This window comes from Brevibacterium picturae, from assembly GCF_030453725.1.
GTDB classification, from domain to species: Bacteria; Actinomycetota; Actinomycetes; order Actinomycetales; family Brevibacteriaceae; genus Brevibacterium; species Brevibacterium sandarakinum_A.
Genome location: NZ_JAKDJU010000012.1, coordinates 1 through 12,390, shown reverse-complemented (window position 1 = coordinate 12,390; position 12,390 = coordinate 1). Strand labels below are relative to the sequence as shown.

The 12,390-nt window shown below is 63.6% G+C and carries 11 protein-coding genes and 1 pseudogene; 3 read left to right on the top strand and 9 right to left on the bottom strand.

Going from position 1 to position 12,390, the window contains the following annotated elements:
- Positions 1 to 636: 636 nt before the first annotated feature.
- From L0G76_RS02660 to lanKC, 4 genes are all read right to left on the bottom strand, one after another.
- Positions 637 to 2,040 carry an FtsX-like permease family protein gene (locus L0G76_RS02660; RefSeq protein WP_096167730.1) on the bottom strand — a complete coding sequence of 468 codons (1,404 nt, stop codon included), beginning with the start codon at positions 2,038 to 2,040 and terminating at the stop codon, positions 637 to 639.
- 4 nt (positions 2,041 to 2,044) lie between these two features.
- Positions 2,045 to 2,758, bottom strand: coding sequence for an ABC transporter ATP-binding protein (locus L0G76_RS02655; protein ID WP_232254192.1), 714 nt, complete (start codon positions 2,756 to 2,758; stop codon positions 2,045 to 2,047).
- A gap of 111 nt (positions 2,759 to 2,869) precedes the next feature.
- Positions 2,870 to 3,004, bottom strand: a complete 135-nt coding sequence (locus L0G76_RS02650) for a hypothetical protein (RefSeq protein WP_257943974.1) — start codon at positions 3,002 to 3,004, stop codon at positions 2,870 to 2,872.
- A gap of 30 nt (positions 3,005 to 3,034) precedes the next feature.
- A complete protein-coding gene (gene lanKC, locus L0G76_RS02645) occupies positions 3,035 to 5,530 on the bottom strand; it encodes a class III lanthionine synthetase LanKC (RefSeq protein WP_096167732.1) in 2,496 nt (831 codons plus the stop codon).
- 149 nt (positions 5,531 to 5,679) lie between these two features.
- On the opposite strand from lanKC, the gene L0G76_RS02640 reads away from it, so the two are divergent.
- Positions 5,680 to 6,918 carry a sensor histidine kinase gene (locus tag L0G76_RS02640; protein ID WP_096167735.1) on the top strand — a complete coding sequence of 413 codons (1,239 nt, stop codon included), beginning with the start codon at positions 5,680 to 5,682 and terminating at the stop codon, positions 6,916 to 6,918.
- Positions 6,915 to 7,553 (top strand): response regulator transcription factor, encoded by a 639-nt coding sequence (locus tag L0G76_RS02635; protein WP_232254143.1) that lies wholly within the window; start codon positions 6,915 to 6,917, stop codon positions 7,551 to 7,553. The genes L0G76_RS02640 and L0G76_RS02635 overlap by 4 nt, the downstream gene beginning before the upstream one ends.
- A 350-nt stretch (positions 7,554 to 7,903) precedes the next feature.
- On the opposite strand, the gene L0G76_RS02630 is transcribed toward L0G76_RS02635, so the two are convergent.
- From L0G76_RS02630 to L0G76_RS02615, 4 genes and pseudogenes are all read right to left on the bottom strand, one after another.
- Positions 7,904 to 9,268, bottom strand: a complete 1,365-nt coding sequence (locus L0G76_RS02630) for an MFS transporter (RefSeq protein WP_096157490.1) — start codon at positions 9,266 to 9,268, stop codon at positions 7,904 to 7,906.
- Complete coding sequence (locus L0G76_RS02625; protein ID WP_240519928.1) at positions 9,265 to 9,543, bottom strand: hypothetical protein; 279 nt, start codon at positions 9,541 to 9,543, stop codon at positions 9,265 to 9,267. The genes L0G76_RS02630 and L0G76_RS02625 overlap by 4 nt, the downstream gene beginning before the upstream one ends.
- A gap of 71 nt (positions 9,544 to 9,614) precedes the next feature.
- Positions 9,615 to 9,917: pseudogene (locus tag L0G76_RS02620) on the bottom strand (methionyl-tRNA formyltransferase); the annotation flags it as partial.
- Positions 9,918 to 9,922: 5 nt separating this feature from the next.
- Entirely contained in the window at positions 9,923 to 10,801 is an 879-nt protein-coding gene (locus L0G76_RS02615) for a ThiF family adenylyltransferase (protein WP_096167763.1), read from the bottom strand.
- Between the two features lie 104 nt (positions 10,802 to 10,905).
- On the opposite strand from L0G76_RS02615, the gene L0G76_RS02610 reads away from it, so the two are divergent.
- Positions 10,906 to 11,640 (top strand): ArsR/SmtB family transcription factor, encoded by a 735-nt coding sequence (locus tag L0G76_RS02610; RefSeq protein WP_055089920.1) that lies wholly within the window; start codon positions 10,906 to 10,908, stop codon positions 11,638 to 11,640.
- A 210-nt stretch (positions 11,641 to 11,850) separates the two neighbouring features.
- On the opposite strand, the gene L0G76_RS02605 is transcribed toward L0G76_RS02610, so the two are convergent.
- Positions 11,851 to 12,132: a 3-oxoacyl-[acyl-carrier-protein] synthase III C-terminal domain-containing protein gene (locus L0G76_RS02605; protein WP_083476082.1), complete on the bottom strand. Its 282-nt coding sequence runs from the start codon at positions 12,130 to 12,132 to the stop codon at positions 11,851 to 11,853.
- Between the last annotated feature and the right edge of the window lie 258 nt (positions 12,133 to 12,390).

Sequence of the window (12,390 nt, the reverse complement as noted above, 5' to 3'; positions counted from 1 at the left end):
GAACGACCACTGTCTGCTGCGAGATGGTGACGTCCGCATCAGAGGTGCGCTGTGTCAGCGATTGGCAGGTCGGGTTCGTGTCGTCATGGCCGGAGATGATCCAATGCCGAGCGGTGTCTGAACCGCGGGAGGCAAGAATCGCCGTGTCGTCGGTGACGCTGCGAAGTTCAAGGCGGCGTGTGGAGTCCGGCTCTTCCGATAAGACAGTCGGCCGGGCGCTCTCCGGATGCCACCAGAGCAGCTGGTGCGGCCTGAGGAATCGGTCTCGGCGTATCCAAAGAAGCCCACTTCCAAAGGCGCGCACACGAGGCGAGACGGGAGCTTCGTCATGCGCGAGTTCGACGCCCTTCGCGGCGGCGGTGTAAATCAGGAGTCGGTAGTTCTCGTCACCATCGGTGTCGCCGACAACGGCGAACATGGTATTGCCTGCCGCTGGAAGGAGTGACTCTCCAGCCCGGAGTGTGATCGTCTCGGTGGTCTCGGCACCGGTAGGAGTCTGAAGCCGGATGGTGTGGACGCGCTCTTGCGACGTACGCGCTGGTTCCTGCGCTTGAGGCCGGAGTGTTTCGAGTGCGCGCAGGTGTTCGGCGAGATCACGGATGTGTGGCTCGATGACGCCGACGGCAGTCCGCCCCATCAGGGTCCCTGCTCTCGCAGTTGTGCGCCTGGTCCGTCGCGCAGCGGTGCGATCGTCGGGATCACCAGAATGATGAACAGCAGGAGCCACGAGGCGAGCAACCCGAGCAGCATGCTCGGCAGCGGCCACACCACGACCGCGGCCCCGTCGAGAGCAGCTGCTGACACGAAGGCGCAGACCAGTCCGCCGGTGACCACGGGAACGACTGCCGTGACTGCGGCGGCTATGGACATCGCGAAGCTTTCCGCCGCGATGAGGACGCGGACCTGTCCTGCGTGCATGCCGGCTGCCTGGAGCAAGGCGATCTCGCGTCCGCGTCCGCGAGCCGACAGTGCGACCACCGCCGCGCTCGTGGCGAGCATCGACACGGCGACAACGGCCACGATCGTCCACACATCGGCCAGGTTCGTCGGTGTCCCAGGTTGAAGGATCTGGGTCATCGCGGCCACCGAGTTCACCGCGCACAGCAGCAGGCCGATTCCCCCAAGGCCGGCAGCCAATGGGGCAATCGTCGTGGTACTGACTTGTGCCCGTGCTGCCGCGGCACGAGTGCCCAGTGCCGGCACCACCAATCCTGCGCGCGCAAAGAGCTTGTGAAGGAGCCAGAAGATGAACCTGACGATCTCGGGACACAGGAGGTAGACGGCGATCAAGGCACTGCCACCGGCGTTGACTGCGAGGTTGAACATCGGGCCGGGTCCGGTGGAACCGAGCTGGGAGGCGAAGCTCGAAGCCACGACAAGAGCGGCGGCGACCACGAGGAAGAAGAACCCGCCGATGATCCGGAAGACCGTCGAGAGAGTGCGCCGGCCCGGCTGGTGGAATGTGCGCAGCGCGACGCTGGGTTGGATACGGGATGCCCGCCTGGCGGGCATCAGCCCGCCGACCATCGCCGTGACGACGCTGATGACAACGATCGCCACAGGGGCCCAAGGAGCGATGGTGAATCCCGGCAGGTCGACGCTGGCAGACACTTCCGTATTGAACGCCGGTATCGCCCAAAAACCCAGGAGAGTCGAGGCAAGGGCACCGAGGATCGCACCGCAGAGACTCACGATGACCAGGACAAGTAACGCGGATAGGAACACTGCTCGTGGAGATGCCCCGAGCAGGAGCCAGAGCGCGTGGGAGTGGCGGGTGGCTTGGATGCTTGCGCGACCGACCACGGTCAGGGCGACCCAAGAGACGAGGGCAATCACCGTGTAGATGGTGACCGAGAGGATCTGGAACTCGGCGAGGGGCACGCCCGCGCTGGCGACGGCGGCACGGAACTGCGGGGCGGTCGTCCAAGCGAACTGATGGACGCAGAGACCGATCATCGTCGCGATCACGGCGACGACCGCGATAGCGGGTGCCCATTGCCGCCATTCGTCGGCGAACATTCTCAGAACGTAGCGTTGCATGCGCTCAGGCCCCGAGACCAGACATGATGCCCAACAGCTCCTGGCTGGTGGTGCGGCCGACGGTGTCAACGGTGCGGCCATCGTGCATCACGATGACGGTATCGGCGAAGGCTGCGGCCTCCAGATCGTGGGTGACCATGACGATCATCTGCCCCTCGTCTGCCATCTGCCTCAGTGTGTGCAGGACGATACCGGTGCTCTGGGAATCCAGCGCTCCTGTCGGTTCGTCGGCGAAGACGATGCCCGGGCGTCGCGCCAGAGCCCGACACAACGCGGTCCGTTGTTGTTCGCCGCCGGAGAGTGTCCGCGCTGGTGCACGGCGTCGATGGCCGAGACCGAACGACTCGACGAGGTGGCTGATCGTGTCGTGGGGCACCTTCGCCCGATCAAGCTGGAATGGAAGCGTGATGTTCTCCTCGACGGTGAGGAAGGGAACGAGATTGTACTGCTGGAAGACGAATCCGATCTCGGTTCGGAGCATGCTCGCGCGCCTGCTCGCCGATTGACGGTAGATATCCTGACCGTTAATGGTGACTGTCCCCGACGTTGGTTCATCGAGACCGCTGAGGCACATCAGCAATGACGACTTACCAGAGCCGGAGTGTCCCACCACTGCCGTCAGGCCGCCACCGTGCAGCTCGAGGTCGCATCCGCGCAGGATGTCGGTCGTCGTCGGCCCCGATTTCACGACCCGTCGGAGGTCTGTGGCGCTGAGCATCGTGGTCAAGGCAGCTTCTTCCGTCAAGAGAGGTGGACATGGTCATGGGTGGTGGCCACGGTTCCGATTGCGTGCGCGCTCAGGACCGCGGCCACCGGTTGTGAGGGGGCCTCAGCAGTTGCCCCACGTGATCGAGCTGGGCCAGCCCGGGCACGGCGGGTTCACACTGAAGCTGCTCACGCGCGCGGCATCGTGCGCGTCGACCTCGCCTTCAATGGTCTGGAACTCAAGGATGCGGTTCATCATTCACCTCCTTTCACCGCGGATGTCACCCGTTCAGATTCCGAACGGGAGGCTTGGGCTGTCGTCGAGGATCTCGTTCAGGGCGGCGAGTACGCCGCTGGCCCCGGTGAGATAGTCCGACGACAGGCGAAGATTCTGGTTTCCTCGGAAGAACACCCCGGTGTCATCTGTGACGGCGTGGAGGCGCAAGGACTGAAGGTGTGAGGCGATGACCTCGTCGAGTACGGGGCTCGGTCGATGACGCACTCGCCGGTTGAGGTAAATCAGGAAGCCGGCGAGTCCGTGGGCAAGTGATGCTTGGGCGCACTGGTGGTAGGTGGCTGCCGCGTCGATTCCCGCCAAGGGGTCGGCGAACACTTGTGTGTCCGTGACGCGCTGTAGTTCGAGGATCGCCAGTCCGACCCCGAGGGAGCCGACGCCGAGATACGGCAGGGTTCGCCAGCCCTCGTCGAATTCCAAGGTGGCGTTCTTCGTTGTCGTGCATCGAGCGAGATCCGCCTCGATCGCGCGTGTGGCAAGGGAGACATATCGGCCTTCCCCTGTCTGCTCATGGAGCCTGGCGAAGAGGATCGCGGCCGCGCACCAGCCGTTGAGCAGGCCCACGGTTTCTCCCTGGACGCCGTCGTCGAGGAGCCTCTCCAGGTGGTGTGCCGCCATGAGCGGATCATCACCTGATGCGAGGTTGTACAAGCCCACGCCGGCCCAGCCTGACCAGAGAGTCGGATCGGTCGGCTCCGATCCGGATGCGGGCTCCAGGGCGGTCAGTGTTTGACCGAGATCAGCATCGCGCGCGGCATGCGCCAGGCCTTCCCGGCCGCGCAGACCTCGTGAGTGAATGTCGCCAGTACGGGCGGCCAGCCATGCATCTGCGGTATGACGGTCGATCCCGGCCGGTGAGCGGCGTAGTTGGTCGATGATTCCTGCGGCACCGTAGGGGTATCCTGCTTGATGCTCCGCCCCGTCGGAGGCGAACAGGGCGATGTCTCCGGGTGCGAGCGGACCCTCGTCGCCCCAGTCCATCAGGCTCCGAAGACCGCGTGTGATCTCCTCGCGTAGCCTGGCATCCGTGAGGGCTTCGATTCCGCGGACTCGGTCATCGAGCTCACCCCTCCGCGTCGCAGGCAACACATCGACCGTGGCCCTGCGGATCGAAGCGCGTACAGACTCGGGTACAGCAAGCGAGTGGGCGCCGCTGTTGAGCAGCTGCTCGATCTTCCAGGCATTGCCCTGATCGGCAATCGTGGCCTGGGGATAGATCAAGTCCAGTTCCAGCATTCCCATCGACCACCGATCGGCAGCCGTGCCGGTCAGTCCGAAGAAGGGTTCATAGCCCGGAGCGCCCTGCTGGCAGCGCCAGTCGGGGTCCATGCGGTGTGCGAACTCGAAATCGATGAAACAGGGGGTGGTCCCGTCTCGCATGATGACGTTCTTGGGGTGAATATCGCCAAGGAGCCATCCCGCATCGTGTACAGCGGTCAGAGCCTCATCCAGGCGTTTAACAGTAGAGGCGAGCCAGGCCACGTAGGCGTCGTCCTGGAGATCCCAGGGAGCAGGTCGCAGCACCGGGGTGCGTGTCATCCATTCTCGTTTGAGGTCCTGACCCTGGATGTGCTCCATGACGAGGAATCGGTGTTCCCATGCGGTGAACGACCCGTAGTAGGCCGGAACGCAGTCGAGACCTTCCAGCCCTTGCAGCACGTCGGCTTCATGGCTGAGCCGGGCCACTGCGTCGGTCCCGTCGACGTCCAACCCCGCATGGGGGCGTGCTTCCTTCAAGACGACGTTCGTGCCTGCTGGAACATACTCATCGGTTGTGGCCTCAGCGAGGTACACGCCGCCGCCGTTGGAGAAATGGAGCGCAGAGCGCATCGTGAAAGGGAAATGGACGTCTTCGTCGCCGGCGGCAGCGTCCACCTTCTCCGGCAGTGTCGCCCATTCCGGAGGCGTGTACGTGGGCCGACGTGGATCTTCGACTTCGTTGCCTTCAGGGTCGATCAACGTTGAGACGAAGGGTGCGTCATCGGATGGCGGGACGAAGGCACCGTATCGGAAGTAGACAGGCCCTGATCTCCATCGCTTGTCTGAGAGGATATACGGTCCTTCACCTCCAGCGAGGAGACCGTCAAGTTCGTCGAGAGCGAATGCGAACTCCTCGTCGGAGCTGGGATAGACAGTGATGAACTTCCCCGCGGCAGAGCGGTCCGCATACTTGCTGTTTTGGTTCAGCAGGTCGCGGGCGGAGGCCAGATGCTTGAACGCCAAACCGGCACGGAAACAAAACCGCGCCGTGGTCGAGATCACGGTCTCCGCGTTCTCGGACGTCGCCGAGACGTGAATCTTCCACCCCTGCCGAGGGAATGACCATTCATCCGGGATCCAGTTGATCCACGGGTACGTGGTCTTCGAACTCCACCCGGCACCCGCATGGGTAGAAACATCGAAGACGTCACCGGTCTCATCAACAACCGCAGGAGCATAGAACGGATTTCCTGGCTGACAGTACCGCAAGTACTGAAGATCGAGTGGCATCGTTGCTCCCCTCTGCGTCTGGACTCCTGCGGTTGATATGCCTTTCACGCTATGCCCGCACGCGGGGCCAGCGCGTCCACCCACGGTCACGACATAAACATGACCACGGTCATGGGTGCTCAGCAGTCAGCGAAGCTAGGCTTGACCGTATGGGTTCGTTCCACGTGAGTGTCGAGCGCACGCTGGTGGTCCTCCAAGCAGTCGCGCTCTGTTGCCTGCTCACCGCGGCAGTTCTGCGTGCCGTCGACGCGGTGCAAACAGGAGATGGCCTCCCCGTCGCCATCACATGGCTGGCTCTCGTGCCGATCATCACCGCCCTTTGGGCCCTGCGCCCGCGCGTGGTCCGCGCCGGCCACGGTGTCGAATGGACGATGCTTGCCGTTCTCCTGGCAACCCCGGTCGCCGTTTTCGGCACCCTGGACTTCACCATCCCGGTCCTGCTTCTGGTAGTCGCGTTCGCCGTCGTTGACGTCTCTCTCAGGGCGGGGGTCCATGCAACTATCTGGATCTCGTGCGTAGGTTTCGCCCTGCATGTATTCGGCAGTCTGACGTCGTGGAACGCGTTTCTCGCCGGTGCGACACAAGGATTGATCAATGTCGTCCCCGTCGCCGTGCTCTTGTGTTTTGGGATCGCCCTCGGTCTCTCGCTGCGCAGTTTCGAGAAACGTCGGCACGATGATCAGAAGGTGATCGTTCGCCTGCGCCATGCCACGGAGATGGAAAAAGAACTCCTGCTTTCCGACGAGCGAGCCCGGAGCGCGCGAGAACTCCACGACGGGCTCGGTCACCGCCTCACGCTTGTCTCGATGAGCCTCGAACTGGCTGAAAGGATGCGTGGGATCGATGTTGACCAGGCGTGGGAGGAGATCCGCACCGCCAAGGACACCACCAGTGACGCTCTCGCCGAGATGCGGATGTGGGTACGAGCCCTGAATCCAGTCCGAGACGCCGGAGCCCGCGGCCTTGCCGCACTTGAGCTCATCGCCGAATCGTTCCGAGGCACCGGTCTGACTGTGGACGTGTCTGGTGATGAAGCGTCAGACCGTGAACTCGCCAGTGATGACGAGGTCGCGCTGCTGATCTACCGCGCAGTTCAAGAAGGTTTGACCAACGCCTTGCGTCATAGCCGAGCCCGGACAGTGCGTATCTTCCTCGCAGTAAAGGAGCGCCGAATGGAGTTGGCCGTCATCAACGACTTCGGATGGGCCACGGCCGCCGAACCGCCGGAGTCAGTACCCGACTTCGGGTTCGGGTTGCGAGGAATTTCCGATCGCGCCGCAGAGCATGGCGGGTCCATGCACGCCCGCAGAATTGACGGCGAGTTCCACCTCGACGTCGTTGTGCCGCTCAGCGGCTCTGGCGCCCCCGGCCGAGAGGAGACGACGTGACCAGTCCAGACTCGATACGAGTGCTGTTGGTTGAAGATCAGCAGCTGATACGTCGAGGCCTGACCATGCTCCTCTCCACGGCCGGTGGGATCGAGATCGTGGCCCAGGCATCGGATGGGGAAACGGCACTCGCGGCCCTAGCCGATGAAGAAGTCGATGTGGTTCTCACAGACGCGCGCATGCCTGGTATGGACGGCGTGGAACTCACATCCCAATGCGCCACCCGATACCCTGGTCTGCCGGTCCTGGTCCTGACGACCTTCGATGATGATGCACTCGTGCAGTCGGCACTGGCTGCCGGTGCCTCGGGCTTCCTACTCAAAGACACATCTGTCGAGGGACTCACAGCTGCATTGCATGCGGTAATTGACGGTGGGATGGTGATCGATCCGCGCGTCGCGAAGGCAGCGATGCGAACTAAAGACTCCCGAGATGAGCCTCTGGCGATACTCACTCGCGGTGAACGCATAGTGGCCGAACTCGTCGCCCGTGGGCTGACGAACCCCGAGATCGCCGAAACTCTTGTTCTCGCCGAAGGAACCGTCAAGAACCATGTTTCGGCCCTCCTGCGGAAACTCGATGCGAGAGACCGCACAGCCTTGGCCCTCACGTTGTACAAAGCCCTAGGCGACTGACCTCAGGGCTACAAGCCTTGCAGCGCGCCTCGGCTGCCTATGCATGAGAACGAAACTCCTGGAGCGTCCAGGAAAGACGCGCTCCGGAGCGTTCCTCGCCGAGACAGACCCGTACAGTGTCATTAGTTCGCCGGTGGTTTGCCCCAGTCAGGGCGCTTGGTTAGGTGCCACGACCCGCACGAGGGGCATTCGTAGATCCGCAGCGGCCCTGCCCGTCGCGACCGTTTCAGTGCTACATGCACGGCGTCATCATAGTGCTCGTATTCGCGTTTACCAGTTTCGGAGCACAGTACGCGTTCGACTGGCGGCTTCTTCGACCTCCTCCGATGGTGCTTCATCACACAATGATTCTAAACTTCAGGTGTAACTGGCTCCTGTAGGTGACTGATGATGGTGGCAGCAACTACGAGCGCTGCGGCACCGAAGACTCCACCGGCGACCGCGACGGCTGTGTGGAAGCCTGTGAGGAACGCTCCACTGGCGACCATTGCGCCGAGGACTGCGACGCCGACGACGCTGCCGGTCTGGCGGGCGGCATTGATGACTCCTCCTGCGATGCCGACATGTTCCGGCGGGGCCGAGGCCACTGCGGCCGAGGTCGCGGCCGGCATCGCGAAGGCCATCCCGAATCCAGCCGTGAAGGTCAACACCGCGACCACCACGTAAGGGGTTTCTGCGGTGAGCAGCACGAGGCTGCTGAAGCCGATCGTGCCGACTACCAGGCCGGTGAGCATGGTGGGGAACGCGCCCCACCGGGCGACGGCACGGCCGCCCAGCGGTGACGCGACCACGGCGCTGCACGCCTGTGGTGCCAGCGCGAGGCCTGCCAGCCACGGCTCGTATCCCAGGTACTGCTGGAAGAAGAGGGAGAGCACGAAGAGTTGTCCGAAGAAGCTGATGTTGAGCGCGAGCCCTACCATTGCGGCCACGGAGAACCGGGCACGAGTGAACAAGGCCATCGGCAGCATCGGGTCCGGGTGTCGTCGCTCTGCGATGATGAACAGGGCGAGGAAGACGCCCCCGGCGATCAGCACGGCTACCTGCCAGGGTGACCATCCGTGTTCGCCTGCGGTGATGACTGCATAGGTTACTGCCACCAGCGTGAGCACGGAGAGCACCTGTCCGGGTAGGTCCACCCGTCTCGCGCGACTGCCCGTGAGCGCGGGAATTGCCCACAAGGTGAGCAGACAGCCGATAGCGACGATGGGGAGGTTGACCCAGAACACCGCCCGCCACCCGATCGTCGACACCAGCGCTCCGCCCAGGACCGGTCCGATCGCGGCGGCAACACCTCCTGCGCCGCCCCACAGCCCGATGGCGCGTGCTCGTTCCTTCGGATCGTCGTACACAGCCGACAGCAATGCCAGAGAGCCCGGCACGATCGCTGCCGCGCCCACGCCCTGGACGGCGCGACCAGCGACGAGGAACCCGCCTGTGGGAGCGAGGGCGCACACGGCCGAGAGCACAGCAAAGACCACCAGGCCAGCGAGGTAGACCCTGCGGGCCCCGAGACGGTCGCATGCGGCCCCAGCTGTGAGAAGGAACGCGGCGAACACGAGGGTGTAAGCGTCGACGACCCACTGCAGTGAGCCCACCGTCGTGTCGAGGTCAGTGCCGATCTCGGCGAGGGCGACATTGACGATGGTCGTATCGAGCATGACGATGAAGAAACCGAGGAGGGTCGCGACCAGCGCCGTGCGCCGATGCGCGGTCATACGCGAGACTCCAGCGAAGCCTCGGCGGGCGGGTGGCCGAAGTAGGTGCGCTTGCTCAGGTCTTGATCCCAGGTCCGGTAGGACCGGTCCAGCAGTGTCGGCAGCACCAGATCGAACAGGCGCCAGGACGCGGCGAAGTGCATGTCCCGGATCTCCCTGGCCGTCTCTCCCCCGGTGAGCGCGAGGAGTTGCTGGGCGACGAGGGGGCCCTCGTCGAGCCCAGCTGTCGTTCGCACTGCGGAGACTCCGCCCTGGGTCTCGTGGTTCTCGGCCATCCAATAGAACGGTGCCAGCCCGCATAGCGGGGCAACGGGCTGGGGTGGAAGTTGAGGGCGTCGTAGCTCGGAACCGCGAGGAGTCGCTGCCCGAGCCGCAGCTGGTAGTTGGCGACGATGAAGTAGTCCGGCGCCAGGCCCCCAATGGCGGTAATGAATTCGTCGGTGTTGATGTGCGCCGGCCGCAGCGTATGCACATCCAGCTCGGCGGCGTCCTTCGCGAGGTCGAGGGGCTCGGGCTCATCGAGGTAGTAGTCACAGAGTGCGCCGGGTTCACGCAGCACCACAGCCGCCAGGCTGACATCATCGTGCCTGGCAAGTCGGGTGAGGAAGTAAGAGCCAAAGACGGAATTGGTCTCGGTGAAGAGCACCATGCGTGTCATTTCGCCCACCACGCCTTCTCAACGGTCTTCGCTTCCCAGGTCAGGGTGTCGAAGAGCGCGTACCCGGGCTGCACGGGCAGAGGCGTACGGCCGGGCAAGTCCATGATCTCTTGGGCGAGGCGTTCAACGAGGACGCCTTCGGCCAGGGGCGGGCAGGCTCCGAAGATCGGCATCGTCTGCTTCTCCACGAACCACTCATCCAGCGTGCCTGGCGAGGGGAAGTCCTGATGCTCGGGCATGATGCGTTCCATCAGCCGGTGGATCACGTCCGGGGTGAACTCGGCATCCTCGGGGAGATCGTAGACCTCCTCGATGGGCATCGAGTCCTTCGTGTAGGTGAACACGACCGTCGAGTGCGCGACGGTCGGGATCTTGAACATGAACCTGCACCGGTCCGAGGCGGGGAAGGCGCGATGGAGGGCGTAGCGGTTGCTGATCTGGTAGAACTCCATCTGGTCCATCACATAGTCGCAGCCGTCCATGAACTCTTCAGCCGTGTCCGGGGTGATGCCCTCGGGGAAGACATCGATGTTGGCATCCCCGGTCAGTGCGAAGACCTGCTCCGCGACGACTTCGGCCTTGTTGCGGCCGATCGTGTCTCGCCCGGCGCCGTACTGGCGTTGCACGTTAGTCAGGTCGAAGTGGTCGGGATCGGCCAGTTTCAGGTTGAGTGCGCCCATGCGCACCAGGCGGGCGGCTGCGGCACCGCCGATGCCCCCGGTGCCGACGATGCCGATCACGGCATCGCGCAACCGTGCTTGGCGTTCACGCTGTTCCTCGGTGGTGTCGCCGAGCCAACCCAGGTTGCGGTCAACGCGTTCCCAGTAGAAGTCCTCATCGTAGTGCCCGCGTAGCCGTTGGCGGTCCCCGTTCATCGCGATCGCTCCCTTCGTCTCCTGATGCAATGAATCTGGTGAGTTCAGACTGCGCCTGCGATTGTTCGGTCGTCACCGAACAGTTCCGGGTGCACACTGGAGGCATGGTTGCGCGCGTGTTTCCTGAAGCGGTCCCGGATATCTCGACAGTCGCGTCGGCTCTGGCTGACTCGTCGCGGGCGGCCATGTGTGCTGCGCTCATGGACGGGCGGGCCTGGACGGTTGGTGAACTGGGCAGGTACGCGGGCCTGGCCCGGTCGACGGCGAGCGAGCATGTTGACGTGCTCGTCACCCACGGTCTCGTCCACGACATTCGGCAGGGCCGGCACCGCTACATTCGCCTGGCCGGGGAAGACATCGCACGAGTGGTCGAGAGCCTTGGCGTGGTCGCCCGCTCGCCCCTGCCCACTCCTCACAGCCTCAGCGCGTCACGGGCGAATGCGAACCTACGTGAAGGCCGCACCTGTTATCAGCACCTCGCCGGTAAGCTCGGGGTGCGCCTGGCTGAACAACTGGAAGAGCACGAGTTCATCGACTCGCACTGTCAGGTCACTAATCAAGGTCATCGCTTGTTCATACAGTGGGGTGTGCCCCCGAAGATGCTCGACACGGGCAGGTCGTGCATGGACTCCACCGAACGCCGCTTCCACCTCGCCGGCCCTCTCGGCACGGGAATCTGCAAGACTCTGCTGGATAAGGAATGGCTTTCCCGCAGGGGTCGTACCCGGGCCGTGCGTCTCACTCCCGCCGGGCGGGCAGCGCTCAACGACGCGGGGATCTCCCTCAATTGCCCGACAGCCGTCCCTGAGGGCTTCAGTCGTTCTTTGGCACCGGCGTGACCTTTCGGACGATCGAAAGCCGGTCGGAACAGGATGAGAGTTCCTGGCAAGGGTTGAACGGATCAAATTCGCGCGATCCTGGACGATCCGCCTGGGGATAACGAAGCATTTGGTCAAGAATATGAGGCAGCCAATCGCTTCAGGGAGACTGCCTCACATCCGTCATTGCGTAATCCTGAATTTCAAGTCAGTAGATGCGCGTGCCGTTCATCACTGTATGAGGGTGAGGCCGACGGACATGCCACCACCGAATGCCGCTAAAAGCACGTAGTCGCCAGGGATCGCTTGGCCGGGCGTGGCGAGTTCGCTGAGAGTGATCGCGATGGAGGCGGAGCCGGGGTTGCCGAGCCGTTCGACAACCAAGTGCTGGGTCGCGTTGGGCAGGTCGAGGGTGTCGAGGAGTTCGGCGAGCATGACGCTATTGGCCTGGTGCGGCACGAAGTGCGCCGCCTCTGACGGGGCGACGCCGGCGTCAACGAGGAAGGAATGGATGGTGCAGCACCGCGTGTGGCATCGGTACCGTCGACACGCTCACCCGTGCCTTCCGCAGAGCCTTGAACGTCGCCCCGAACGAGTACCGAAACAGGTTCCGTATCGACTAGGAACGCCGGGACGTCCTTGTCCGGATCTCTACGCTGCCAAGGCATATCCGGTAGACTGGGAGAGCAAGCAACGGGTATCTCCCTTGAGCATCTTCGGCTCGTCGAGGAAGAGCACCTTCGGGCTCATCACGAGGCTTGCCGCCAGGTC